23 protein-coding genes are annotated in these 22,142 nt (G+C 58.1%); 12 read left to right on the top strand and 11 right to left on the bottom strand.

The window, feature by feature from the left end; translation table 11 throughout:
• Positions 1–39: 39 nt before the first annotated feature.
• Positions 40–474: a CBS domain-containing protein gene (locus FOY56_RS07170; protein WP_146345122.1), complete on the bottom strand. Its 435-nt coding sequence runs from the start codon at positions 472–474 to the stop codon at positions 40–42.
• Between the two features lie 59 nt (positions 475–533).
• The gene (locus tag FOY56_RS07165) at positions 534–1,430 is read right to left on the bottom strand and encodes a LysR family transcriptional regulator (RefSeq protein ID WP_146345121.1); all 897 of its coding nucleotides are present in this window, start codon (positions 1,428–1,430) and stop codon (positions 534–536) included.
• 127 nt (positions 1,431–1,557) lie between these two features.
• Between FOY56_RS07165 and FOY56_RS07160 the strand changes: the two genes are divergently transcribed.
• The gene (locus FOY56_RS07160) at positions 1,558–3,057 is read left to right on the top strand and encodes a CoA-acylating methylmalonate-semialdehyde dehydrogenase (protein ID WP_146345120.1); all 1,500 of its coding nucleotides are present in this window, start codon (positions 1,558–1,560) and stop codon (positions 3,055–3,057) included.
• 86 nt (positions 3,058–3,143) lie between these two features.
• Positions 3,144–3,563: a hypothetical protein gene (locus FOY56_RS07155; protein ID WP_146345119.1), complete on the top strand. Its 420-nt coding sequence runs from the start codon at positions 3,144–3,146 to the stop codon at positions 3,561–3,563.
• Between the two features lie 55 nt (positions 3,564–3,618).
• On the opposite strand, the gene FOY56_RS07150 is transcribed toward FOY56_RS07155, so the two are convergent.
• Positions 3,619–4,080, bottom strand: a complete 462-nt coding sequence (locus tag FOY56_RS07150; RefSeq protein ID WP_186766268.1) for a DsrE family protein — start codon at positions 4,078–4,080, stop codon at positions 3,619–3,621.
• Between the two features lie 190 nt (positions 4,081–4,270).
• Between FOY56_RS07150 and FOY56_RS07145 the strand changes: the two genes are divergently transcribed.
• Complete coding sequence (locus tag FOY56_RS07145; protein WP_146345117.1) at positions 4,271–4,870, top strand: L,D-transpeptidase; 600 nt, start codon at positions 4,271–4,273, stop codon at positions 4,868–4,870.
• A gap of 16 nt (positions 4,871–4,886) precedes the next feature.
• Here the strand turns inward: FOY56_RS07145 and FOY56_RS07140 are convergent, their stop codons facing one another.
• Positions 4,887–5,357 (bottom strand): hypothetical protein, encoded by a 471-nt coding sequence (locus FOY56_RS07140; RefSeq protein WP_146345116.1) that lies wholly within the window; start codon positions 5,355–5,357, stop codon positions 4,887–4,889.
• Positions 5,358–5,682: 325 nt separating this feature from the next.
• Between FOY56_RS07140 and FOY56_RS07135 the strand changes: the two genes are divergently transcribed.
• Both FOY56_RS07135 and FOY56_RS07130 read left to right on the top strand, forming a co-directional pair.
• Positions 5,683–6,561, top strand: coding sequence for a sulfotransferase (locus FOY56_RS07135; RefSeq protein ID WP_246139435.1), 879 nt, complete (start codon positions 5,683–5,685; stop codon positions 6,559–6,561).
• Between the two features lie 236 nt (positions 6,562–6,797).
• On the top strand, positions 6,798–7,067 hold the full coding sequence (locus FOY56_RS07130) for a hypothetical protein (RefSeq protein WP_146345115.1): 270 nt from the start codon (positions 6,798–6,800) through the stop codon (positions 7,065–7,067).
• Between the two features lie 55 nt (positions 7,068–7,122).
• Here FOY56_RS07130 and FOY56_RS07125 read toward each other — a convergent pair whose 3' ends face one another.
• Positions 7,123–7,968: a class I SAM-dependent methyltransferase gene (locus FOY56_RS07125; RefSeq protein WP_146345114.1), complete on the bottom strand. Its 846-nt coding sequence runs from the start codon at positions 7,966–7,968 to the stop codon at positions 7,123–7,125.
• Between the two features lie 160 nt (positions 7,969–8,128).
• Between FOY56_RS07125 and FOY56_RS07120 the strand changes: the two genes are divergently transcribed.
• From FOY56_RS07120 to mmsB, 5 genes are all read left to right on the top strand, one after another.
• A complete protein-coding gene (locus FOY56_RS07120) occupies positions 8,129–9,244 on the top strand; it encodes a carboxylate-amine ligase (protein ID WP_146345113.1) in 1,116 nt (371 codons plus the stop codon).
• A 154-nt stretch (positions 9,245–9,398) separates the two neighbouring features.
• The gene (locus FOY56_RS07115; protein ID WP_146345112.1) at positions 9,399–10,541 is read left to right on the top strand and encodes an acyl-CoA dehydrogenase family protein; all 1,143 of its coding nucleotides are present in this window, start codon (positions 9,399–9,401) and stop codon (positions 10,539–10,541) included.
• A 77-nt stretch (positions 10,542–10,618) separates the two neighbouring features.
• Positions 10,619–10,936 carry a hypothetical protein gene (locus FOY56_RS07110; RefSeq protein ID WP_146345111.1) on the top strand — a complete coding sequence of 106 codons (318 nt, stop codon included), beginning with the start codon at positions 10,619–10,621 and terminating at the stop codon, positions 10,934–10,936.
• On the top strand, positions 10,929–11,975 hold the full coding sequence (locus tag FOY56_RS07105) for an enoyl-CoA hydratase/isomerase family protein (protein ID WP_146345110.1): 1,047 nt from the start codon (positions 10,929–10,931) through the stop codon (positions 11,973–11,975). The genes FOY56_RS07110 and FOY56_RS07105 overlap by 8 nt, the downstream gene beginning before the upstream one ends.
• A complete protein-coding gene (mmsB, locus tag FOY56_RS07100; RefSeq protein WP_146345109.1) occupies positions 11,972–12,844 on the top strand; it encodes a 3-hydroxyisobutyrate dehydrogenase in 873 nt (290 codons plus the stop codon). Before FOY56_RS07105 ends, mmsB begins: the two co-directional genes overlap by 4 nt.
• A 77-nt stretch (positions 12,845–12,921) precedes the next feature.
• Here the strand turns inward: mmsB and uvrA are convergent, their stop codons facing one another.
• Complete coding sequence (gene uvrA / locus FOY56_RS07095; RefSeq protein ID WP_146345108.1) at positions 12,922–15,780, bottom strand: excinuclease ABC subunit UvrA; 2,859 nt, start codon at positions 15,778–15,780, stop codon at positions 12,922–12,924.
• Positions 15,781–15,959: 179 nt separating this feature from the next.
• Here uvrA and FOY56_RS07090 point away from each other — a divergent pair, with 179 nt between their 5' ends.
• The gene (locus FOY56_RS07090) at positions 15,960–16,319 is read left to right on the top strand and encodes a rhodanese-like domain-containing protein (RefSeq protein WP_146345107.1); all 360 of its coding nucleotides are present in this window, start codon (positions 15,960–15,962) and stop codon (positions 16,317–16,319) included.
• Here the strand turns inward: FOY56_RS07090 and FOY56_RS07085 are convergent.
• Together FOY56_RS07085 and lpdA are read right to left on the bottom strand one after the other, a co-directional pair.
• A complete protein-coding gene (locus FOY56_RS07085) occupies positions 16,316–16,876 on the bottom strand; it encodes a class I SAM-dependent methyltransferase (protein WP_146345106.1) in 561 nt (186 codons plus the stop codon). The genes FOY56_RS07090 and FOY56_RS07085 overlap by 4 nt on opposite strands.
• A gap of 119 nt (positions 16,877–16,995) precedes the next feature.
• Positions 16,996–18,390 carry a dihydrolipoyl dehydrogenase gene (lpdA, locus tag FOY56_RS07080; RefSeq protein ID WP_146345105.1) on the bottom strand — a complete coding sequence of 465 codons (1,395 nt, stop codon included), beginning with the start codon at positions 18,388–18,390 and terminating at the stop codon, positions 16,996–16,998.
• Positions 18,391–18,590: 200 nt separating this feature from the next.
• Between lpdA and FOY56_RS07075 the strand changes: the two genes are divergently transcribed.
• Entirely contained in the window at positions 18,591–19,019 is a 429-nt protein-coding gene (locus tag FOY56_RS07075) for a hypothetical protein (protein ID WP_146345104.1), read from the top strand.
• Here the strand turns inward: FOY56_RS07075 and FOY56_RS07070 are convergent.
• The 3 genes from FOY56_RS07070 to queA all read right to left on the bottom strand — a co-directional run bounded on the left by FOY56_RS07070 (position 19,016) and on the right by queA (position 22,131).
• Positions 19,016–19,594, bottom strand: coding sequence for a DUF924 family protein (locus FOY56_RS07070; protein ID WP_146345103.1), 579 nt, complete (start codon positions 19,592–19,594; stop codon positions 19,016–19,018). The two genes, FOY56_RS07075 and FOY56_RS07070, sit on opposite strands and share 4 nt — an antisense overlap.
• A gap of 109 nt (positions 19,595–19,703) precedes the next feature.
• The gene (locus FOY56_RS07065) at positions 19,704–20,975 is read right to left on the bottom strand and encodes an MFS transporter (RefSeq protein WP_146345102.1); all 1,272 of its coding nucleotides are present in this window, start codon (positions 20,973–20,975) and stop codon (positions 19,704–19,706) included.
• 109 nt (positions 20,976–21,084) lie between these two features.
• Complete coding sequence (queA, locus tag FOY56_RS07060; protein WP_146345101.1) at positions 21,085–22,131, bottom strand: tRNA preQ1(34) S-adenosylmethionine ribosyltransferase-isomerase QueA; 1,047 nt, start codon at positions 22,129–22,131, stop codon at positions 21,085–21,087.
• Positions 22,132–22,142: the final 11 nt, after the last annotated feature.

The raw sequence follows: 22,142 nt of genomic DNA, 5'->3' as shown, positions 1-22,142 counted from the left end.
GCGCAGGCAAACACGACCCAAACGGCGAATTCAAGGGACTCAATGTCCCATGATCATCCCTTCGAGGGCATCTTTTTCCATCGCCAGCTGAGCCAGTTGCGCTTTGACAGCGTCGCCAAGCGTGACGATACCGGCCAATTTGCCGTTTTCGACAACCGGCATGTGGCGAAACCGGCCTTCGGTCATCCGGGTCAGGATGTCTTCGACGCTGGACTGCGCGGTGCAGGTCTGAACCTGCGTGGTCATATAGGTCTCGACCTTTTCAGACAGACATCCGCTGCCCGATTTGGCCAATTCACGCACGATATCGCGTTCTGACAGGATGCCCACGGGCACTTCGCCATCATCTGACACAACCAATGACCCGATCCGGTTGTCCGCCAGCAGTTTGGCGGCCTCCGCGACACTGGCGCCAGAGGAAACCGTGACTACGCTGTCTGTTGCCTTGGATTTGAGAATCGTCTGAACTAGCATGCCGCCTCCTCGGAAATAATCTTTCGTATTACAAAGCGTTGCCGCAATAAGCGTTCGTGTCAAGCCAGCGCTTCCAGACGTGCGACCTCATCGCGCAACCCCGCCGCAATTGCGTCGGCAAAGCGGTTCAAACGTTCACTTCTTTGATCGCCCTGATGGCGCACCAGATAAAAGCTGCGGGTCAGGCTGATGTCCTGATCCAGTACCTTGATCAGGGCGCGGTGCGACGGCAGGCAGAAATCATGCGCCATCGCCAAACCGCCGCCGTTGATCACAAACCTGAGCTGCACCGGGACTGAATTGGAGGCCAGCGAAACACGGTCAACTCCGATTTCAGACAGGTAGTCCAGTTCGGTGTCAAAAATCATGTCGGGGATATAGCCAATCATCCGCTGGCCTTGCAGATCATCAACGGTTTCGAGCGGTGGCAAGTCTTTGAGGTAGCGGCGCGATCCGACGAGGCTGAGTTTGTAATCGGTGATTTTCTGCACCAGCAGCTGCCCGGCCGAAGGTGGGCTGACTGTGATGGCAATATCCGCCTCACGGCGGCTGAGGTTCACCACGCGCGGCAGGGCGACGATCTGGATATCAAGGTCGGGGTTCGCTTCGCCTATGTCGGCGCAGACCTGTGGCAGCAGATAGTTCGCACAGCCATCGGGCGCGCCGATGCGAATCTGGCCGGACAGCGTTTCGCTGGGCCCTGCCATTGCCTCTTGTGCCGCACGCATCGCCTGTTCGGCCTGTTCGCCATGCGTCATGAGGCGTTCACCTGCCGTGCTGAGCGCGTAGCCCTGCGGGGATTTGACGAACAGCGGCGTTTCCATCGCCTGTTCCAGCCGTGCGATACGCCGCCCCACCGTGGCCGGATCCAGCTTCAGAACGCGCCCTGCCCCCGACAGGCTTTCTTCGCGCGCCACGGCCAGAAAGATCTTCATGTCATCCCAATGCGGGTCCATTGCCGCGTCTCCTGCTCTTGTTTTGCCTCGACCTCTGCGAATTTCGCAAAGCCTTTTTGAAATCTTGCCTCTGTTCAATGGAAATATGCAAGCCTATCCTGCCGCAAAATTCACGGAGGAATGCCCGATGCAAGAACTTACGCACTATATCAACGGCGCGCATGTCAAAGGCCAGTCTGGCCGCTTTGCCGACGTCTTTAACCCGGCGACAGGTGAGGTTCAGGCCAAAGTGCCGCTGGCCAATGCTGAAGAGATGGCCTTTGCCGTCGATATCGCCGCGGATGCGCAAACCGGCTGGGCCGCGACCAACCCGCAGCGTCGTGCCCGTGTTCTGATGAAATTCGTCGATCTGCTGAACCGCGACATGCAGAAACTGGCCGAAGCGCTGAGCCGTGAGCACGGTAAGACCGTCCCTGATGCAAAGGGTGACGTTCAGCGTGGCCTGGAAGTGGTCGAGTATTGCATCGGTGCGCCGCAATTGCTGAAGGGTGAATACACCGACAGCGCTGGCCCCGGCATCGACATGTATTCGATGCGTCAGGCCCTGGGCGTTACCGCCGGCATCACGCCGTTCAACTTCCCTGCCATGATCCCGATGTGGATGTTCGCCCCGGCCATCGCCTGCGGCAACGCGTTTATCCTGAAGCCGTCCGAGCGTGACCCGTCGGTTCCGCTGATGCTGGCCGAACTGCTGGAAGAGGCCGGTTTGCCCAAAGGCGTTTTGCAGGTGGTGAACGGCGACAAGGAAGCTGTGGACGCGATCATTGATCATCCGGTGATCCAGTCGATCGGCTTTGTCGGATCGACCCCGATTGCCGAATACATCTATGGCCGTGGCTGTTCGAACGGCAAGCGCGTTCAGTGTTTTGGTGGTGCCAAGAACCACATGATCATCATGCCCGATGCCGATATGGATCAGGCCGCTGACGCGCTGGTTGGCGCCGGGTATGGCGCGGCAGGCGAACGCTGCATGGCGATCTCGGTTGCCGTTCCTGTTGGCGAAGACACCGCAGATCGGCTGATCGAGAAGCTGGTGCCGCGTATCGAAAAGCTGAAAGTCGGCCCTTATACCTCGGGCGATGACGTTGACTATGGTCCGGTCGTGACGGCAGCGGCAAAGGAAAAGATCCTCGGTCTGGTGCAGTCGGGTGTCGATCAGGGTGCCAAGCTGGTGGTCGATGGTCGCGACTTTTCACTGCAAGGGTACGAAGACGGGTTCTTTGTTGGCGCACATCTGTTCGACAACGTGACCCCGGATATGGACATCTATACGCAAGAGATCTTTGGCCCGGTTCTGAGCACCGTGCGTGCGCAGAACTATGAAGAAGCGCTGAAACTGGCGATGGATCACGAATACGGCAACGGCACCGCGATCTTTACCCGTGATGGCGACACCGCGCGTGACTTTGCCAACCGGATCAACATCGGCATGGTCGGTATCAACGTGCCGATCCCGGTGCCGCTGGCCTATCACACCTTTGGAGGCTGGAAGAAATCGGTGTTTGGCGACCTGAACCAGCACGGTCCGGATGCGTTCAAGTTCTATACCCGCACCAAGACAATCACGTCGCGCTGGCCCAGCGGCATCCGTGAAGGTGGCGAGTTCAACTTCAAACCGATGGATTGACCAAACGGTCAGAAAATGTTTTCTCAAAGGACCGGCAGCTGTGCCGGTCCTTTTTTGTCACGATTATGGGTAAGTAGAGCGCAGTGATGTCAGTTTCTTTCCGCATCTTGGCAGACCGCGGACTGGTCTATGTCCGTTATGATGGAATGGCGCGGGTCGCAGATACATTCGCCGCGTTTTCCGAGTATGTCGCACATCCCGATTGCAAACCGGGCCAAAAGCAACTGGTCGACCTGTCCCGTCTGACCGGGTTTGAACGCGACTATTTCAAGATCATGTCGCTTCAGGCGAAGAAGGCCGAACTGTTTGCGGCGCAAGGCGTCGAAACGCTGATGGTTTATCTGGTCACAGGTGCCGAACCCGATGAACTGGCGCGGACAGTCATGCGGTCATGGGACGCGTATGACGGTGTGGTGCCGCTGATCCAGACGTCGGAAGCGGATGCGCTGCAGCTTTTGGGGCAACCTGAACAGACAATTCAAGCCTTGCTGGAACGCGTTAATTAACGCGACCCCCGTTGGATCTGCCAGATCTGTCCCAGGGGCCGCGTGCTGGGCTGTCTTACCAGGACAGGGTCTGCATTCCGTCCCGGAACAACCAGCTTTCAATCAGCGGCCAACTGCCCATTTCAACTCCGGCGATGTAATCTGCCTTGGTCAGCCCAGCGGCCTTGGAGCACGCGCCGCACATGATGACTGTGCCGCCATCCGCCATGAAGGCTTTCAACATATCCTGGATCGAGGTTCCCTGCTTGGCCATCAGGCCATGCACGTGGCTGGGCCGTTTTGTGTCGGCCAGATACACGGCCCGCACGTTCATCCAGATCGCCGTGTCATGCCCGTTCTTCAGAGATTTCTGATGCGCGAACATGATTGCCTTTGCAGCAGCCCAGGTATCATCGGTCGTCAGGTTCACAAACAAACCACGCGGCGCGTCGTCATCGGCTTGCGCACCCTGGGGTGCGACAGTGGACAGAATCGCAAGCGTTGCGGCGACTATGTAGACAAAGAAACGGGCTTTCATTGATCTCTCCTGTGTTGAGATCCCCGTCGTAGAACACATTCCATTTTCTGTACTTGATGCAAATCAAACCTTCCAGCGCTGGAAGGTTGACTCACTGGCCGCAACATGTCGCCCATTGACGGAAAAGTCATTGGATTGCCCCCCCGAATTTGCTTAAACCGAAGAAAAATTAGTGATGAGGCGAAAAGCAATGTCCCACAGCAAGATCACCCGCCGTGGCGCCCTGTTTGGCGCAGCCGCCACTTTGGCAACCCCGACCCTTTTGCGCGCCCAGTCGCAGGACGCCTTCCCGCAGGAAGAAGATGCGATCAGCACCGAAGTCCCCGTGCGGCGCAACATTTCATCCTTTGCCCAACAGCATTGGTCGGATCATTTCGACGAGCTGGGGACCGGTTGCCTGTTGGCCGATATCACCAGCCGTGCCGTGCATTACTGGGGCCCGGATGGTGAGACGTACAAGCTGTTCCCGTCATCGGTTCCGATGAGCGAAGAACTGACCAAGCGCGGCTATACCACAGTCGTGCGCAAGGCCGAAAACCCGCGTTGGACACCGACAGCGTCGATGCGCGAACGCGATCCGACCTTGCCTGACTATATGGAAGGTGGCGCTGGCAACCCGCTGGGCACGCGCGCGATGTATCTGGGCTGGCCGGCGTATCTGGTGCATGGCACCCATGATACGCGCAAGATCGGACGTCAAAGTTCGTCAGGGTGCATCGGTCTGTACAATCAGCATGTCGAAATTCTGTATCCGCTGGTTCAGATCGGAACACAGGTGCGTCTGGTCTGACGCACCCTGCCCGGTCTTAGTTCAGTCGGAACGTCAGACCAAAGCTCAGCACCGCGTCCGTTCCGCTGCCGCTGGCAGGGATCGCTTGTATGAACAGGTTTTTGTATCGTGCCTGCGCACCGATGAGCGGAACCACATCGCCCATGGAATGGCTGAACTCATCCCCGTCCCCGGGATAAAGCGCCATGGCCCCGAACAGGTCGAACCCCCAGTCGTCGTTTCGGACGATCGGAAGGGCCGTTGTCACGGTCACAGAGGCGCCGCCATAGCTGTTGCGATAGGCGCCGACTCCGATATCAAGGCTGTTTTTCAACATTGCCTGTTCCCAGATCGCAAAAACGCCGGGATTGATCTCTTCAAAATCGCGTGTCGCCCCGACGTGGTGCGATCCGATCAGGAACGCCAGACGGTCCGGACCGGCCTGCGCCGGAAGGGCCACAAGCCCGGCAACGATGGCAGCAAAGGCTGCGCTAAACGCACGTTTCATGTGTGACTGTCCTGCTCATTATCTCGCCCGGCTTGATCGCGGACGCTTTGGTTTTCGGAAAATGTTAACGGTGATTTGGGACAAAATTGTGGCCTCTTGCCCGGTTTCGCTGATTTTGCGGCCTCCGGAAGAGATAGATTTGCCGGGTTGCTGATCCGTCTGCATATCTCGCTGGGCTTGGGCGATATGTCGGACGCTTGAGAAAATGGCCGGGCTGTGCTAGCTGGAAAACATATTCCTGACGCTACCTTTGTGCCCGCACACCTGCTTTCCTGGAGTGCAGTCGGTCACAAAGTCCAACCCGGGAGCATGTGCGAAATTGGCTGTGCAATCACCACCACTTCGCAAATACGACGACCTGAGTGGCAAGACGTTCCTGATCGGCGTTGGTGCCATGCGGACGGCGAGTAGTTGGATCTATACCTATCTCGGATCAATGCAGGATGTTGTCGTGTCGCCCCTGAAGGAGTTGCATTTCTTCAATATCAAGTTTCCAAGCTATTTGATGAGCGACATGGACGCATTTGCCATGAAACGGCTGGGTTTTTACATGGAGCAGGAGGGCGGCGCGGTCCGCAATCTGCGCGCGGGCGACGCATTTCAGGCCAGCGTCGACCGGGTGCAGATGATTTATGACGATAATGCCTATTTTGGCCATTTCGCGCGTCTTTGCAGCCAGAAGACAAAAGCGTTTTGCGATCTTACACCGGGGTATGCGGTAATTGGACCCAGCGGATTTGAATATTTAAAGGAATTCTGTGCGACGCAGGGTTGCCGGGTAAAACTGCTTTTTGTCATGCGGGATCCGGTGAATCGGATGTGGTCGCAATTGCGACATCTCCACGACATCAACCCTGAGAATGTAAGCTTGGACAACTGGCAAGCCGCAATTGAGTCCGACACGTTTTATATCAGATCAGATTATGCGGGAACGGTCAGTGACCTGGACACGACCTTTGCCAGCGACGACCTGTTGTACCTGTTCTATGAAGATCTGTTCGAAGAGGCAACGCTGCGCAGGTTGTGTGGTTTTGTCGGCGTCGACTATCGCCCGCCAAAGGTCGAGGCCCGAATAAATGAGGCCAGAACCCAGGACGACATATCGGCCGAGGTGCGCAAGGCCCTGCTGTACAGGCTTGAACCTCAATACGAATTCTGCCGGGATCGTTTCGGTGACGCAATACCAGAAGCCTGGCAGGGGTGATCCGGGCATTCTGCAACAGGTATGGCGTAGGCGGGTTGCCTCCCACGCGACTTCTTATCTTTCTGACTTCACTGTGACCTCAATTACAGAAGCCGGGCGGCTGATGACGTATTTTCGAATCAACCGCTGAGAGTTCTACACATAAAAAACCAAGCAAAGCGGTTTCAATTTTTACAATTCGATCCGTCACAGAAATAAAAGTTTGACGATCGATCCTTATCAGGAAAGGAAAAGTTATGGCAGAAGATGCATTGGGACAAATGGGATTTCGGTTTATCCGGGATGAAGATGGCAACCTGATTTCAAATCCGGACTTCGTTCAAAACCTTCCTCGCGGCCCGCTCAATCGCGGTGACATTGATGAGATCGGCTTTGGCAACGGCACCGGACGCGGGCCGAGACTGATCGACAGCGACCGTGACGGCCGGGGTCCGGCCCGCAACGAACCCGTTGAGGACCCCATCGATATGGTCAATTTCACCGAAGGGTTCGACTTTATTTTCTGACCAAGGCCTTTTGACACTTCATTTGATTTATGTGGTAGGCGCCGACATCCGGTGCCTACTTTTTTTGCACCCAGAAGCTTTGTGCCCGCCCCTGCCCCAGAAACGGCAGCGCCGCAACGGCGTCGGGCCGGTCTTGTTGCAGATGATACCCGGGCCACAGCATCGCAAACCCGTCTGATTGCAGCAGGGCGTGCAGCATGTACTGCTCGCCCCAGGATGGGCAGTCATAGAAGAACCGCTTGGGGTATTCATAGGGCAGGAACACGTCGTGGACGTGAATCACGACCCCAGGTGCCAGCATAGGGATGATCCGGCAGAACAGATGCGCGACATCGTTGCTCATCCGGACCTGATGGCTGGAGTCGATGAACAGAACGTCGCCGGATTGAAGTTCTGAGAACAGCGCAGGATCGACGGATTCCAGCCGGGATTGTTCAAACCGGTCCACCACATGGGCAATATCGGCGCGGGGATATGGGTCAATCGCGGTGATCGTGCTGTCGAACCCGCCATCGATGATCGCCTGACGGGTGATGCGGGTCGAGTTGCCGCATCCGACCTCGATCACCTGGCTGGGTTCATAGCGGCGGATCATCAGATACAGCGCGTCCGCATCGGGTGTGTCGTAATATCCGTTCTCCGGGGTATAACCGGTAACGTTCTGGGCCGGGTCTTTCAACCGCTCAAGCGCGTTTTTGTGGGCGGTGTAATCGGCCACCAAGGGGGCGATATCGAAGCCTTCCATCCCCGGCGACAGGGCATAAGCCGGGCCGTTCAGCCCGCCGGCGGCCTCGAACGCTTCCAGCCGGGCGCGTTCGTCGCGGATTTCGGTTTTGTCGACGATCTGCACGTCCAGTTCATCAAGCAGCCCGTTCAACTGAGGAAATCTGCGCTTGGCCATGGCCCCTGCCCCTTGTGCTGTACGGTCGATTTGACCGCCATTTCTTACGCGTTGCTTAGCGCCCCCAAGCCCCCGCGCGCAACCGCCTGCGTCAGCTTTTCCCTTGGCAAAACAACGTGCGAGGTTGTTCACTGATCCTCATCACTGACAGGAGGCGACCATGCAGCAGGATTACACCATAGGGATCGAGGAAGAATACCTGCTGGTCGATCGTGACTCGCTGGATCTGGCGGTGGCCCCGGACGCGATGATGGAGGCCTGTCAGGCTGACATGCAAGGTCAGGTCAGCCCGGAATTTCTGCAATGCCAGATTGAGGTCGGCACCCGCGTCTGTGCAACAATCGGCGATGCGCGCGACGATCTGAAACGGTTGAGGTCGGCGGTGTCGAAACGGGCCGCCGAATACAATCTGTCACCCATCGCGGTCAGTTGCCATCCATTCGCCAACTGGAAAACCCAGCACCACACCCGCAAGGAACGCTATGACAGTCTGCACCATGCGTTGGGTGGCGTGGCGCGGCGGATGCTGATCTGCGGCATGCATGTGCATGTCGGGATCGAAGACAACGCCCGCCGCATTGATCTGATGCCACAGCTGTGCTATTTCCTGCCCCATCTTTTGGCCTTGTCGTCGTCGTCGCCCTTCTGGAATGGCGAGGATACCAAACTTGCCTCATACCGGTTGACGATCTTTGACAACCTGCCCCGCACTGGCCTGCCCCCGGCGTTTTCCAGCTGGGATGAATATCAGCGCACAACAGGTGCCCTGATCGATTTAGGCGTGATCGAGGACACCACCAAGATCTGGTGGGATCTGCGCCCGTCCCACACCTTTCCGACGCTGGAAACCCGGATCATGGATGTGTCGCCCCGGCTGGAGCACACGCTGGCGCTGGCGGCACTTGTGCAGGCGCTGATCAGGATGCTGATGCGCCTGCGTGAACGCAACCTGCGCTGGCGGCAATATGACCGGTTCCTGATCTCGGAAAACCGCTGGCGCGCGCAAAGATACGGCGTGGGCGAAGGGCTGATCGATTTCGGATCGATGCAGATCAAACCCGTGACTCAGCTAATGGACGAACTGATCGGGATGCTGGCCGAAGATACCGAAGCGCTTGGATCGATGGAAGAAATCGCCCTGCTTCGACAGATTGCCGAAACCGGCACCAGCGCCACCCGCCAGCGCTGGGTCCATGCCGACGCCGTGGCCGCCGGTGAGGATGCAGGGCGAGCAGTGGTCACCCATCTGATCGAAGAGTTCCACGCTGACCTGTGAGTACGGGAAAAAATTCGACGAATTTTTTCGGGCCGCCGTGATACCTGTAATCCTGCAAGCCTGATTTGCGGCAAAATCACTTGAGCGGATCGGGCCTCCGGGGTTATTAATAAAACGACCGTTCAATAAACCATGCGACGAAGGGGAGCGTGCCATGGACTTCGCACTGACCGAGGAACAAACCGCCATTTTTGATATGGCGTACGCCTTTGGGCAGGAGCATATCGCGCCCTTCGCCCGCACGTGGGAGTCTGACGGCACGATCCCCAAAGATCTGTGGCCGAAGGTCGGCGAACTTGGCTTTGGCGCGCTGTATGTGTCGGAAGACGGTGGCGGATCGGGGCTGTCGCGCCTTGACGCTACGCTGGTGTTTGAAGCGCTCAGCATGGCCTGCCCTTCGGTGGCGGCGTTCCTGTCGATCCACAACATGTGCGCCAAGATGCTCGACAGCTTTGCCAGCGACGAGATGAAGGCGCGGATCATGCCGGACATCCTGTCACTGAACACGGTGCTCAGCTATTGCCTGACAGAACCCGGTTCAGGCTCAGACGCAGCCGCGCTGAAAACCCGCGCCGAGCGTACCAACGAAGGCTATACGCTGAACGGCACCAAGGCGTTCATTTCGGGCGGCGGGTATTCTGACGCTTACGTCTGCATGGTGCGCACGGGTCAGGACGGCCCGAAAGGCGTTTCGACCGTCTATGTCGAGGACGGCACGCCAGGGCTCAGCTTTGGGGCGTTGGAAGAAAAGATGGGGTGGCGCAGCCAACCGACCGCTCAGGTCCAGTTTGACGATTGCAAGATTCCGTCAGGCAATCTGGTGGGCACCGAAGGCGACGGGTTCAAATACGCGATGAAGGGTCTGGATGGCGGACGGCTGAACATTTCGTCCTGTTCGCTGGGTGCCGCGCAAACCGCGTTGAATGCCACACTGCAATATATGTCCGAGCGCAAGGCGTTTGGTCAGAGCATTGATCAGTTTCAGGCACTGCAGTTCCGTCTGGCAGATATGGAGATCGAGCTTCAGGCAGCGCGCACCTTCCTGCGGCAAGCCGCGTGGAAGCTGGACACGGGCGCGCCCGACGCGACCAAGTTCTGCGCCATGGCCAAGAAATTCGTGACCGAGGCCGGATCGAACGTGGTGGATCAGTGTCTGCAGCTGCATGGCGGATATGGATATTTGTCAGACTATGGGATCGAAAAACTGGTGCGTGACCTTCGGGTGCATCAGATCCTGGAAGGCACGAACGAGATTATGCGTGTGATCGTGGCAAGGAACATGTTGGCAAATCAATGATCAGTCACTGGTATCGGAAGCTAGCGGCAACACAGCTCTATCGAGCGTTCCTTCGACAACGGGTGTGGCAAGCAAAAATGATCATTGCGACGCATATTCTGTTTTGTTTCCCTTTGTCGAGCGCGTTTGTGGTTTGGGTTTTCATTCCGCTTGTCATCGTGGATTTTGGTGCTGCCATGCTATTCTCTGGATACGGCCTTCCCGAAGGGGCCATTGTTGTTTCTTCTATAGCCTATTTCATTCTGGCGGCGCCGATCGTTCTTAGGATCTATGGCGACTTTTTCGAAGGGTACATTGCTGGCTTGCTTGCAGTTTTTGGTAGACCGGAAAAGGCACAGACCTTCCTGGAAAAAACTCAACGCCGACTTTCTAACTGGGAGCGGGAATTTGCCTGAGATCGAGATCCACACCACGGGCCGCGCCGGGCGGATTACCCTGACCCGGCCCCAGGCGTTGAACGCGCTGACCTATGACATGCTGCTGGCCATTGAAACCGCCCTGCGAAACTGGCGAGAGGATGACGATGTCGATCTGGTGATTTTCGATGCCGCCGGCGACAAGGCGTTTTGCGCCGGGGGTGATATCGCCAAGCTGTATGAGACTGGAAAGGCCGGGGATTTCGGCTTTGGCCGTCAGTTCTGGCGCGATGAATACCGGTTGAATGCCTATCTCAAGGAATACCCGAAACCGACCATCAGTTTAATGCAGGGGTTTACCATGGGGGGCGGTGTCGGCATTGGGTGTTTGTGTTCGCACCGGGTGGTTGGCGAAAGCTCTCAGATTGCCATGCCGGAATGCGGCATCGGGCTGGTTCCGGATGTTGGTGGGACATATATTCTGGCTAATGCTCCGGGAAAACTGGGGGTGTATCTGGGTCTGACGGGGACGCGGGTAAAAGCAGGCGGTGCGGTTCTGGCCGGATTTGCGGATTGGTTCATACCAGAAGAGACGTGGACGGATCTGATCCAACTGCTCGAAGCCTCGGGCGATGCGGGTCTGGTTGAAAGCCACGCACAACCCTTGCCACCGTCGCAGTTGACTGCACTGCAACCCGAGATCGATCGGCATTTCGCAGGCAAAACGCTGGGCGAAATTCTGGACAGCTTGAGGTCGGAAGAGACTGAATTTTCACAGAAATCCCTTGCCGCCCTTGGGCGCAACAGCCCGCTATCCATGGCGTGCGCAATCGCGTTGCAAACCCTGATGGCGCAGGAACCCAATACCATCCGGGCCGCTTTGGGGTTGGAATACCGTTATATCTGGCGGGCGATGGAACATGGCGATTTTCTGGAAGGCATTCGAGCCCAGATCATCGACAAGGATCGCAATCCGCAGTGGCAGTTCGCCGACATGGATGTGCCGCGCGCGGCTGTTGACGCAATGATGCAACCGCTTGGCGCGGATGCGCTGTCTTTCGAGGAGGATGAGGCATGAAGATCGGGTTTATCGGACTGGGCAATATGGGCGCGCCGATGGCGTCCAATCTGGCCAAAGCGGGCCATGACGTGACTGGCTTTGACATGGCAGATGTTGTGATTGAAGGCGTTGCGATGGCTGCATCTGGTGCGGAAGCGGCAAAGGGTGCCGAGGTTGTTATCACCATGCTGCCCAATGGTGCGATCCTGCGCGCCGTCGCGGACGAGGTTATCCCCGCGATGGAAAAGGGCGCTGCATTGGTTGATTGCTCGACTGTTGATGTGGACAGCGCGCGGGCTGTTGCGGCTCAGGCGGCTGCTGCTGGTGTTCTGGCGGTGGATGCGCCGGTGTCGGGGGGCGTTGGCGGGGCTGCGGGTGGCACGCTGACGTTCATGGCGGGTGGATCGCCCGAGGCCTTTGCAATGGCCGCGCCGTTGTTTGACATCATGGGCCAGAAGGCCGTGCATTGCGGTGACAGCGGGGCCGGTCAGGCGGCGAAGATCTGCAACAACATGATCCTTGGCGTCACCATGATCGCCACCTGCGAAGCCTTTGCTTTGGCTGATAAATTGGGGCTGGACCGGCAGAAGATGTTCGACGTCGTATCAACCTCGTCCGGGTATTCCTGGACCATGAACGCCTATTGCCCGGCGCCCGGAGTCGGGCCGCAATCGCCTGCGGACAATGACTATCAGCCGGGCTTTGCAGCTGATCTGATGTTGAAGGATCTGCGGCTAAGCCAGCAGGCCGCCGAAAGCGCGGATGCAGATACGCCGATGGGTCAGTTGGCGCAGGCTTTGTACGCGCAATTCGTTGAAGACGAGGATGGCAAGGGGCGCGATTTCAGCGCCATGCTGCCCCGGTTTGAACAGCGTGGGCGGGAATAACCTGTCGGTTCAGGCCGTTTTGTACGCTGTTAAATCGCGGGTTTGACCGTTTTGTACATCGCTGACAGGTCGTCGCCTTACTCGGCGGCGACCCGTTTTGCGTTCAGCATGGATTTCAGATAGCGCCCGGTGTGGCTGCGTTCGACATCCGCCACATCCTCGGGGGTGCCTTCGGCCACGATTTCACCTCCGCCATCGCCGCCTTCGGGGCCGATGTCGATGATCCAGTCGGCGGTTTTTACCACATCGAGGTTATGTTCGATCACCACGACGGTGTTGCCTTGATCGACCAGTTCATGCAGCACCTCAAGCAGTTTGCGCACGTCTTCGAAATGCAGGCCGGTGGTCGGTTCGTCGAGGATGTATAGTGTGCGCCCGGTTGAGCGTTTCGCAAGTTCTTTGGACAGCTTTACCCGTTGAGCTTCGCCCCCGGACAGGGTCGTGGCTTGCTGACCGACCTTGATATAGCCAAGTCCGACGCGTGCCAGAGCATCCATCTTGTCGCGGATGCTGGGCACGGCCTGAAAAAACGTCTGCGCGTCTTCAACGGTCATATCAAGAACGTCGGCTATGCTCTTGCCTTTAAACTTGATTTCCAGCGTTTCGCGGTTGTAACGGGCCCCGCCACAGGTTTCGCAGGTGACATAGACGTCGGGCAGAAAATGCATCTCGATCTTGATGACACCGTCGCCCTGACAGGCCTCGCAGCGCCCGCCCTTGACGTTGAAACTGAACCGACCGGGCTTGTAGCCGCGCGCCTTGGCCTCAGGCAAACCGGCGAACCAGTCTCGGATCGGGGTGAAGGCCCCGGTGTAAGTCGCTGGATTTGAACGCGGAGTCCGCCCGATGGCGCGTTGGTCAATGTCGATGACTTTGTCCAGCAGCTCAAGCCCTTTGATGGTTTCGCAAGGAGCCGGAGTCTGGCGCGCGCCGTTCAGGCGCATCGACGCGGTTTTGAACAGAGTCTCAATCGTCAGCGTGGATTTGCCCCCGCCTGACACACCGGTCACGCAGACAAACTGGCCCAGCGGGAAGTCGGCGGTGACGTTCTTCAGGTTGTTGCCGGTGGCATTGACGACAGTAACCGACTTTCCGTTTCCTGCCCTGCGTTCAGATGGAATTGCGATTTCGCGGGTTCCGGAAAGATACTGCCCGGTCAGGGATGCGGCGTCGTTGACGATGTCCGACGGGGTGCCGTGGCTGACCACTTGCCCGCCATGCACACCGGCCCCGGGGCCGATATCAAAGACATAATCCGCCTCGCGGATGGCTTCTTCGTCGTGTTCGACAACGATCACCGTGTTGCCCTGATCCCGCAGGTTTTTCAGAGTTTCGAGCAATCGATCATTGTCGCGCTGGTGCAGACCGATCGAGGGTTCGTCGAGCACGTAGAGCACGCCGGTCAGGCCCGATCCGATTTGTGAGGCAAGCCGGATGCGCTGGCTTTCGCCGCCCGAAAGTGTGCCGCTGTTGCGCGACAGGGTCAGGTATTCGAGGCCCACGTTGTTGAGAAACCCAAGCCGTTCGCGGATCTCTTTCAGGATGGCGCGGGCGATTTCGTTTTTCTGGGCGGACAGTTCTTCGGGCGCGTGTTCGACCCAGGCCAATGCCTCGCGGATCGACATCTGGACCACCTGCCCGACATGCAAACCGGCGATTTTCACCGCCAGCGCCTCTTCCCGCAGGCGATAGCCGTCACACGTCCCGCAAGGGCGGTTGTTCTGGTAGCGTTCGAATTCTTCGCGAATCCAGTTGGAATCGGTTTCGCGATAGCGGCGTTCCATATTCGGGATCACGCCTTCGAAGGTGCGGGTCACCTGATAGACGCGCCCACCTTCGTCATAGCGGAAGGGGATTTCTTCGTCGCCCGATCCGTAGAGAAACACCTGCTGGATATGCGCGGGCAGATCTTTCCACGGGGTGCTTTTGTCGAATTCGTAATGCGCGGCGATGGCTTCGATGGTTTGCAGGAAATAGGGCGATTTGCCCTTGCGCCACGGTGCCAGCGCGCCGTCATAGATTTTCAGGCTTTGGTCCGGCACCACGAGGCGTTCGTCAAAGAACAGTTCAACCCCCAGACCGTCACAGTCTGAGCAGGCTCCGAAGGGCGCGTTGAACGAAAACAGGCGCGGTTCGATTTCGGGGATTGTGAAGCCGCTGACCGGACAGGCGAAGTTTTCGCTGAACGTCATGCGTTCGGGGTCGCCCTCTTTCGGGGCGGTTTCCAGCACGGCGATACCGTCGGCCAGATCAAGCGCGGTGCGCAGGGAGTCAGCCAGACGGGTTTCCAGACCTTCGCGCACAACAATACGGTCAACGACCACGTCGATGTCATGGCGGAATTTCTTGTCCAGCGTGGGCGGTGTGTCGAGTTCGTGGAACTCTCCATCCACTTTGACGCGCTGGAAGCCCTGCTTGCGCAGTTCGAGGAATTCTTTCTTATATTCACCTTTGCGGTCGCGCACGATGGGGGCGAGAAGATAGCCGCGTGTACCTTCCTCAAGCGCCATGATGCGGTCGACCATGTCTTGCACCTGCTGCGCTTCGATGGGCAGGCCGGTGGCGGGGCTGAACGGCGAGCCAGCGCGGGCGAACAACAGCCGCATGTAGTCGTAAATCTCGGTCACGGTGCCAACGGTCGAGCGCGGGTTCTTCGACGTGGTTTTTTGTTCGATCGAAATCGCCGGGCTGAGACCGCTGATATGATCGACATCCGGCTTTTCCATCATGTCGAGGAATTGCCGCGCATAGGCGCTGAGCGATTCGACATAGCGACGCTGCCCTTCGGCATAGATCGTGTCGAACGCGAGCGAGGATTTCCCCGAGCCGGACAGGCCGGTGATCACCACCAGCTGATCGCGCGGAATATCCACATCGATGTTCTTCAGATTGTGCTCGCGCGCGCCGCGCACTTCGATGGATTTGAGTTCTGCCATGATGCCCCCGGGAGAATGACTAAGAAATAGTGTAGGCGGCGTGAGTCTCCAAGCTAAAAGCAAGAACAAAGTGCGAACGAGTGAAATTTTGCGTATTTGGCATTTGTATTCATGTTTTTGAATGTTATATTGCCCGAAACCCGCCCTGTGCGGGACCGAGAGATACGCGGGGAACGAGAATGCTGTTTTTTAAGCGCGAAACACATGCGGGGATGAGCCCGCAAGAGGCCGTAGACGGTGCCAAAGACGGCAGTGTCACGCTGATCGACGTGCGCGATCTGGGCGAAGTTCAGATGTCAGGCAAGGCGAAAGGCGCGTTGCACATCCCGCTGATGCGCGTGAAAGACATGGCCGACCCGCGAAATCCCGATTTTTGCGCCGACCTGAAGCGCGACGGCAAGATCGCCGTTTACTGTGCCAGTGGGGCGCGGTCGAACATGGCGGCCAGCGCGCTGCGCAAGATGGGCTATGAGGATGTCTATAACATCGGCGGCTTTGGGCATTGGGTGCAGGCCGGGGGCAGCGTCGAAAAGCTTTAAAGCGGTTTGCGCGCCATGGCCCATGCGCAGATGGGCATTCTGGGGTCGTTTTCCAGCGTGTCCTGGTCTTTGATATACTTGGGCGGCCATTTGTCTTCCATATTGCGCAGGGCGGCGTTGCGATTGCCCCATTGATCAGCGCGAATGTCATCTTCGGGAAACCCGCATTCGATCAACAGGTTGGTCAGGCCGCGTGCCGACCAGCGCGAGCAATCGTAGGGGGCGGCGTGGAACGGAACGAAGAACGGAACAGCGACCCAGAAATACCCGCCTGGACGCAGCATGGTCAGGACGTTCTGGGTTGCCGCATAGGGGCGATCCAGATGTTCCCAGACCTGATTGGCCAGGATCAGATCAAACCGGAGCGGGTCGCCAGCGTCATCGGTGAACGGACCGGTGCAGATGTCATACTCGGGGAAAATGAACTGCTGGTACGAGCGGAAGTTGAACATGCGGCCCCATTTTCCGGATACTTCGGCCACATCGATATCTGGCCCAAGGTCGCGGACCAGTTTGCGGCTGGATTTGCCCATGGCGATCCGGTTGAGGCTGACCATCCTGTTCTCCTGCAGTATTTCAGACAGATAATCACAGCGCCTGCGCAATGACAAAGCCCCGAACGCGGGATGCCGCGTCCGGGGCTGTTTAAATCGTCGTCTGTTTGTCGTCCGTCAGATCAGAAGTGAATGGCCCGGTCATAAGCGTCGAGCACGCTTTCATGCATCATTTCGCTGAGGGTCGGGTGTGGGAAGACGGTGTGCATCAGGTCTTCTTCCGTGGTCTCAAGCTGGCGACCAACGACATAGCCCTGAATCAGTTCGGTGACTTCTGCGCCGACCATGTGAGCGCCCAAAAGCTCTCCGGTCTTGGCGTCGAACACGGTTTTGACCATGCCCTCGGGTTCGCCCAATGCGATGGCTTTGCCGTTGCCGATGAACGGGAAGCGGCCGACCTTGATGTCGTAGCCCAATTCCTTGGCCTTGGCCTCGGAATAGCCGACCGACGCGACCTGCGGGTGGCAATAGGTACAGCCCGCGATGCTTTCGGGTTTCACCGGGTGGGCGTGTTTGCCGGCGATCAATTCGGCGACCATGACACCTTCGTGGCTGGCCTTGTGAGCAAGCCATGGCGCGCCCGCGATATCGCCGATGGCATAAAGCCCGTCGACGCCTGTGCGGCAGAATTCATCGGTCACAACATGGGTGCGGTCGACCGTGACGCCCAACGCCTCAAGACCCAACCCTTCCACATTTCCGACAATTCCAACGGCAGATATCACAGAATCGAAGTCAATCTTTTCAATTTTCCCACCTTTTTCGATATGGGCGGTGACTTTGCCTTTGCCACGATCCAGCTGTTTGACCATGGCTTTTTCCATGATCTTCATGCCCTGCTTCACAAACTGCTTTTTGGCGAAGGCGCTGATTTCGGCGTCTTCAACCGGCAACACCCGGTCCATGACTTCGACCACGGTCGTGTCGGCCCCGAGCGTGTTATAGAAGCTGGCGAATTCGATGCCGATGGCGCCCGATCCGATGACCAGCAGCTTTTTTGGCATCCGGGGCGGGTTGAGGGCGTGCTTGTAGGTCCACACCAGATCGCCGTCGGCCTCGAGTCCCGGCAGTTCGCGGGCGCGCGCACCGGTGGCGAGGATGATGTTCTTGGCGGTCAGGTCTTCGCTACCCTTGTCGGTCTTGACGGTGACCTTGCCTTTGGCGGGCACTGTGGCCTCGCCCATGATCACGGTGACCTTGTTCTTTTTCAGCAAGTGGCCGACACCGCCGGACAGCTGCTTGGCCACGCCGCGCGAGCGTTTCACGACCGCGTCCAGATCATAGCCGATCTTGTCAGCCGACAGGCCGAAATCCTTCGCGCGTTCCATCAGGTGGAACACTTCGGATGAGCGCAGCAGCGCCTTGGTCGGGATACAGCCCCAGTTCAGGCAGATGCCGCCCAGATGTTCGCGTTCGACAACCGCAACCTTCAGACCCAACTGAGCGCCGCGGATCGCAGCCACATATCCGCCCGGCCCGGCGCCGATAACGATCATATCAAAAGATTTCGCGGCCATGGATTCCCCCTAGAGACAGCGCGTCAAAAATATAGTTTACCATTAAACTATCATCCCAGCCACATCAATGGGGCTGATCCGCGACATATCTGACATTGGAAATTTTGGCTTTTCTGACTGTTTCTGCAACAGAAATTTTGGTTTTGTCAGATATGATCGCGTTAAACGCGCCCTGCCCGCTGATTTCGAAAGGACATTCCATGGCAAAGACACTCAAAGATCTGGCCCTTGCATTGCTGAACGCGACTTTGATCCTGGTGGCTGTGTGCCTGTTTCTGGGATGGAAGCTGAGCAGTACGGTGGACGGGGTTCTGACCGGTTTCGCCAGCAAGATCCAGATTGTCGGGCCGATGCGCGACGATGTTAAGATGATGACAGCGGAACTGAGCGCGCTGCGCAGTGATCTGGCGAGCCTGAACACCGGGGACCTGAGCCCCGAGATCATGTCGCGCGTGCAAACGCGGATCGATCAGGTCGGTGTGCGGATGGACAAGATGGGTGGGCGGCTGGACGAAATCACGGCCCTGCCCCAGACCATGCTGGATCAGTCGATCAGGACATTGGGCAACGAGGCCGCCCATACCGTAAACGATATACGCGGCTGTGTTCCGCCCGAAGGCGAGGTTTAACTGGCGGCCTGCAATTCGCGCACGGTCTGGCCATAGCCTCCGTCCGAGACATAATCGGCCTCGGTGCGGGTGGTTGACCGGGACAGGGCTGCGTTGCGGTACGGGAACCGGCCAAACTTGCGGATGATTTCACGGTGGGCGCGGGCATGCAGCAGGTTCGATGCGCCGCCTTCCGGCATGCGTTCGCACATCAGCCGTACACAGCGTTCCTGATCGCACAGGTTTTCCGAGTGCATCATCGGCAGATAAAAGAACTGCCGCGCAGGTTCATCGATCTTGAGATCCCAACCTTTGTCGACTGCCGCCTTGGCCGCAGCAAGCGCGGCCTTGTCGGTGGCAAAAGATTTGCCATCACCGCGGAACATGTTCCGGGGAAACTGATCGGTCAGGATGATGTAAGCGAGTGCGCCACTGGGATAGGTCAGCCACAGGGAATACCGGCCATCTGCAGCGCCTTCCCAGGCGGCTTCAAATTTGGTCCGAATTTCGGCGTCAAGCGTGTCATCCTGGATATACCAGCTGCCTGGGCCCTTCTCATCTAACCAGAAATTCAGGATTTCCTCTGGTCCAATCATGAGACTTACTCCGTTTTTATACTCACACACGTGAATTATCTGAACTTAAAGAAATTTTAACGTTGTGTGACAGTAACAAATTACGACACCAACGACATAATGTTACAAATCATGCCGCTTCTGCGTCATCTTGACCATCCTGATCTGCCTCAATGGCGAATTCTTGCGCATATTCGACCGCCATCGCCGTCGACGACGGGTAAACCGCTGCCATAACGCCGGTGTCTTCGACCGGAACCGACGGCCGCTGAGTCATCCGGTAGGCGGCATAAAGTGCCAGAGCGAACAACAATCCGGCCATGAACATGAAATACCCGGACGGCCCGATGATCGCGTCATCCATCAGCCAGCCCATGAACAGCGGCCCGGCAATCGCGCCAAGACCGTTGATGAAGACCAGCCCGCCAGAAGCGGCGGCCATGTCTTCGTGTTCGAGATAGTCGTTGGTATAGGCGATCAGCAACGAATAGAGCGGGTTTGCCAGCCCGCCGATCAGCAGCGCGGCGAACAGCAGAACGATGAACTGATCGCCCATCATGATACCGAGGATCGATCCAAGCCCGGCCCCGATTGAGCCGGCCATGATCATCAGGCGCCGGTCCATTCGGTCGGACAACCACCCGATCGGGTACTGGAACACCGTCGCACCGATATAAAAGGCAGCGACAAAGGTTGAGATTTCGGCCAGCGTCAGCCCGACTTCGGCACCGTAGACCGCGCTCATCCCGAACTGGGCGGAAAACACGCCGCCCATCAGGAACATGCCCACGCAGCCCAACGGCGAGGCTGTCATCAACTGGCGCAGTGTCATCGGCTGGGTCCGCTCGAACGACGGTGTCGGGCTGATCGAGAGCAAAATGGGGGCGAAGGAAATCGAAACCAGAACCGATGCGATCACGAATGTCTCATACCCGGCCGGATCGCCCGCCAGCATCAGGGCCTGTGCGGCAACGATGCCCGCCATCTGGACAATCATATAGGCCGACAGCGCTTTGCCACGGTTGGCGTTGTCGGCTGCGTTGTTCAGCCAGCTTTCTGCCGTCACGTACACGCCCGAGAAACAAAAGCCGATCAGAACGCGGCCCAGCGACCAGGCGATTGGGTTGGTGAACATCGGATAGAGGATCATCACGGCAGAGATGAACGAGGCCAGCGCCGCAAAGACGCGGACGTGTCCGACCCTGCGGATCATATCAGGGGCAATGCGAGACCCGCCGAGGAAGCCGAGGAAATAGGACGACATCACCACCGACATTTCAAAGGTGGAAAAGCCTTCAAGCTGGCCGCGCACACCCAGAAGCGTGCCCTGCAGACCGTTGCCGACCATCAGCAATCCCATACCGAGCAAAAGCGCCCACGCGCTGGAAAGAACTTGAGACATGATCCGACTCCCTGTTGTCGGTGGGCTTGCCCCTCCCTAACAGATTCGGGGTTTGAACGGTCGCGTTTGTGAGCGACTGGTACATGTCGCTTTCAGAAGTATCGCGCTGTCAGGGGATCAGCAAAGACGCATCGCCATAGGAAAAGAACCGGTATTCGTGGCGCACGGCATGATCATATATCGCGCGGACCCGATCCTGACCGATCAGGGCAGAGACAAGCATCAGAAGCGTCGATTTCGGCAGGTGGAAATTGGTCATCAGCGCGTCGGTCACGTGAAAGGTGAAGCCGGAATAGATGAAGATGTCGGTCTCGCCCTCCCATGGGGCAATCTCTCCGCTGCGCGCGGCGCTTTCGATCAGGCGGAGCGCGGTTGTTCCGACCGGGATAATCCGCCCGCCTGCGGCCTTGGTGGCGGCGATCTCGGCGGCAGCGGTTTCACTGACGCGGCCCCATTCGGCGTGCATCTTGTGCGTTGTCACGTCTTCGACCTTGACCGGCAGAAACGTGCCCGCGCCGACATGCAGCGTGACATAAGTAAAGTCGATCCCGGCCTGCGCCAGACGATCAAGCAGCGCCTGGTCGAAATGCAGCGAGGCCGTCGGGGCGGCGACAGCGCCCGCGTTGCGGGCAAATACGGTCTGGTAATCGGTCTTGTCCTGCGCATCCGCCGGGCGTTTGGCGGCGATATAGGGCGGCAAGGGCATCGCGCCCGCCTGCGCCAGAGCGGCGTCGAAATCGTCGCCCTGCAGGTTGAACCGCAAAAGCCCCTGCCCGTCTTCGACCGCGTCCAGCACGGCGGACAGGGTGTCGGAAAACACAATCTCTTCGCCGATCCGCACCTTTTTGAGCGGTTTCAGCAAGGCCCCCCAGCAGCCATCAGCACGCGGGTCCAGCAAGGTGACTTCGATTCCGGCGCTGGTTTGCCCTTGCGCGCCCAAGCGGTGGCGTTGCCCGCTGAGCCGTGCGGGGATCACACGCGTGTCATTCAGAACCAGACGATCACCGGGGCGCAGCCAGTCTGGCAAGTCGGATACATGTGCATCCGTCAGGGTGTCGCCCTTGGCCACCAGCAAGCGTGCGGACGACCGCGGCGAAACCGGGCGCGTCGCAATCAGGGTGTCGGGCAGGTCAAAATCAAAATCGCTGAGTTTCATGGCGGCGCTTT

The sequence above is a fragment of the Falsiphaeobacter marinintestinus genome, assembly GCF_007923355.1.
GTDB classification, from domain to species: domain Bacteria; phylum Pseudomonadota; class Alphaproteobacteria; order Rhodobacterales; family Rhodobacteraceae; genus Phaeobacter_A; species Phaeobacter_A marinintestinus.
The sequence above is the reverse complement of the archived record's forward strand: the minus strand, read 5'-3'. Positions and strand labels throughout refer to the sequence as shown.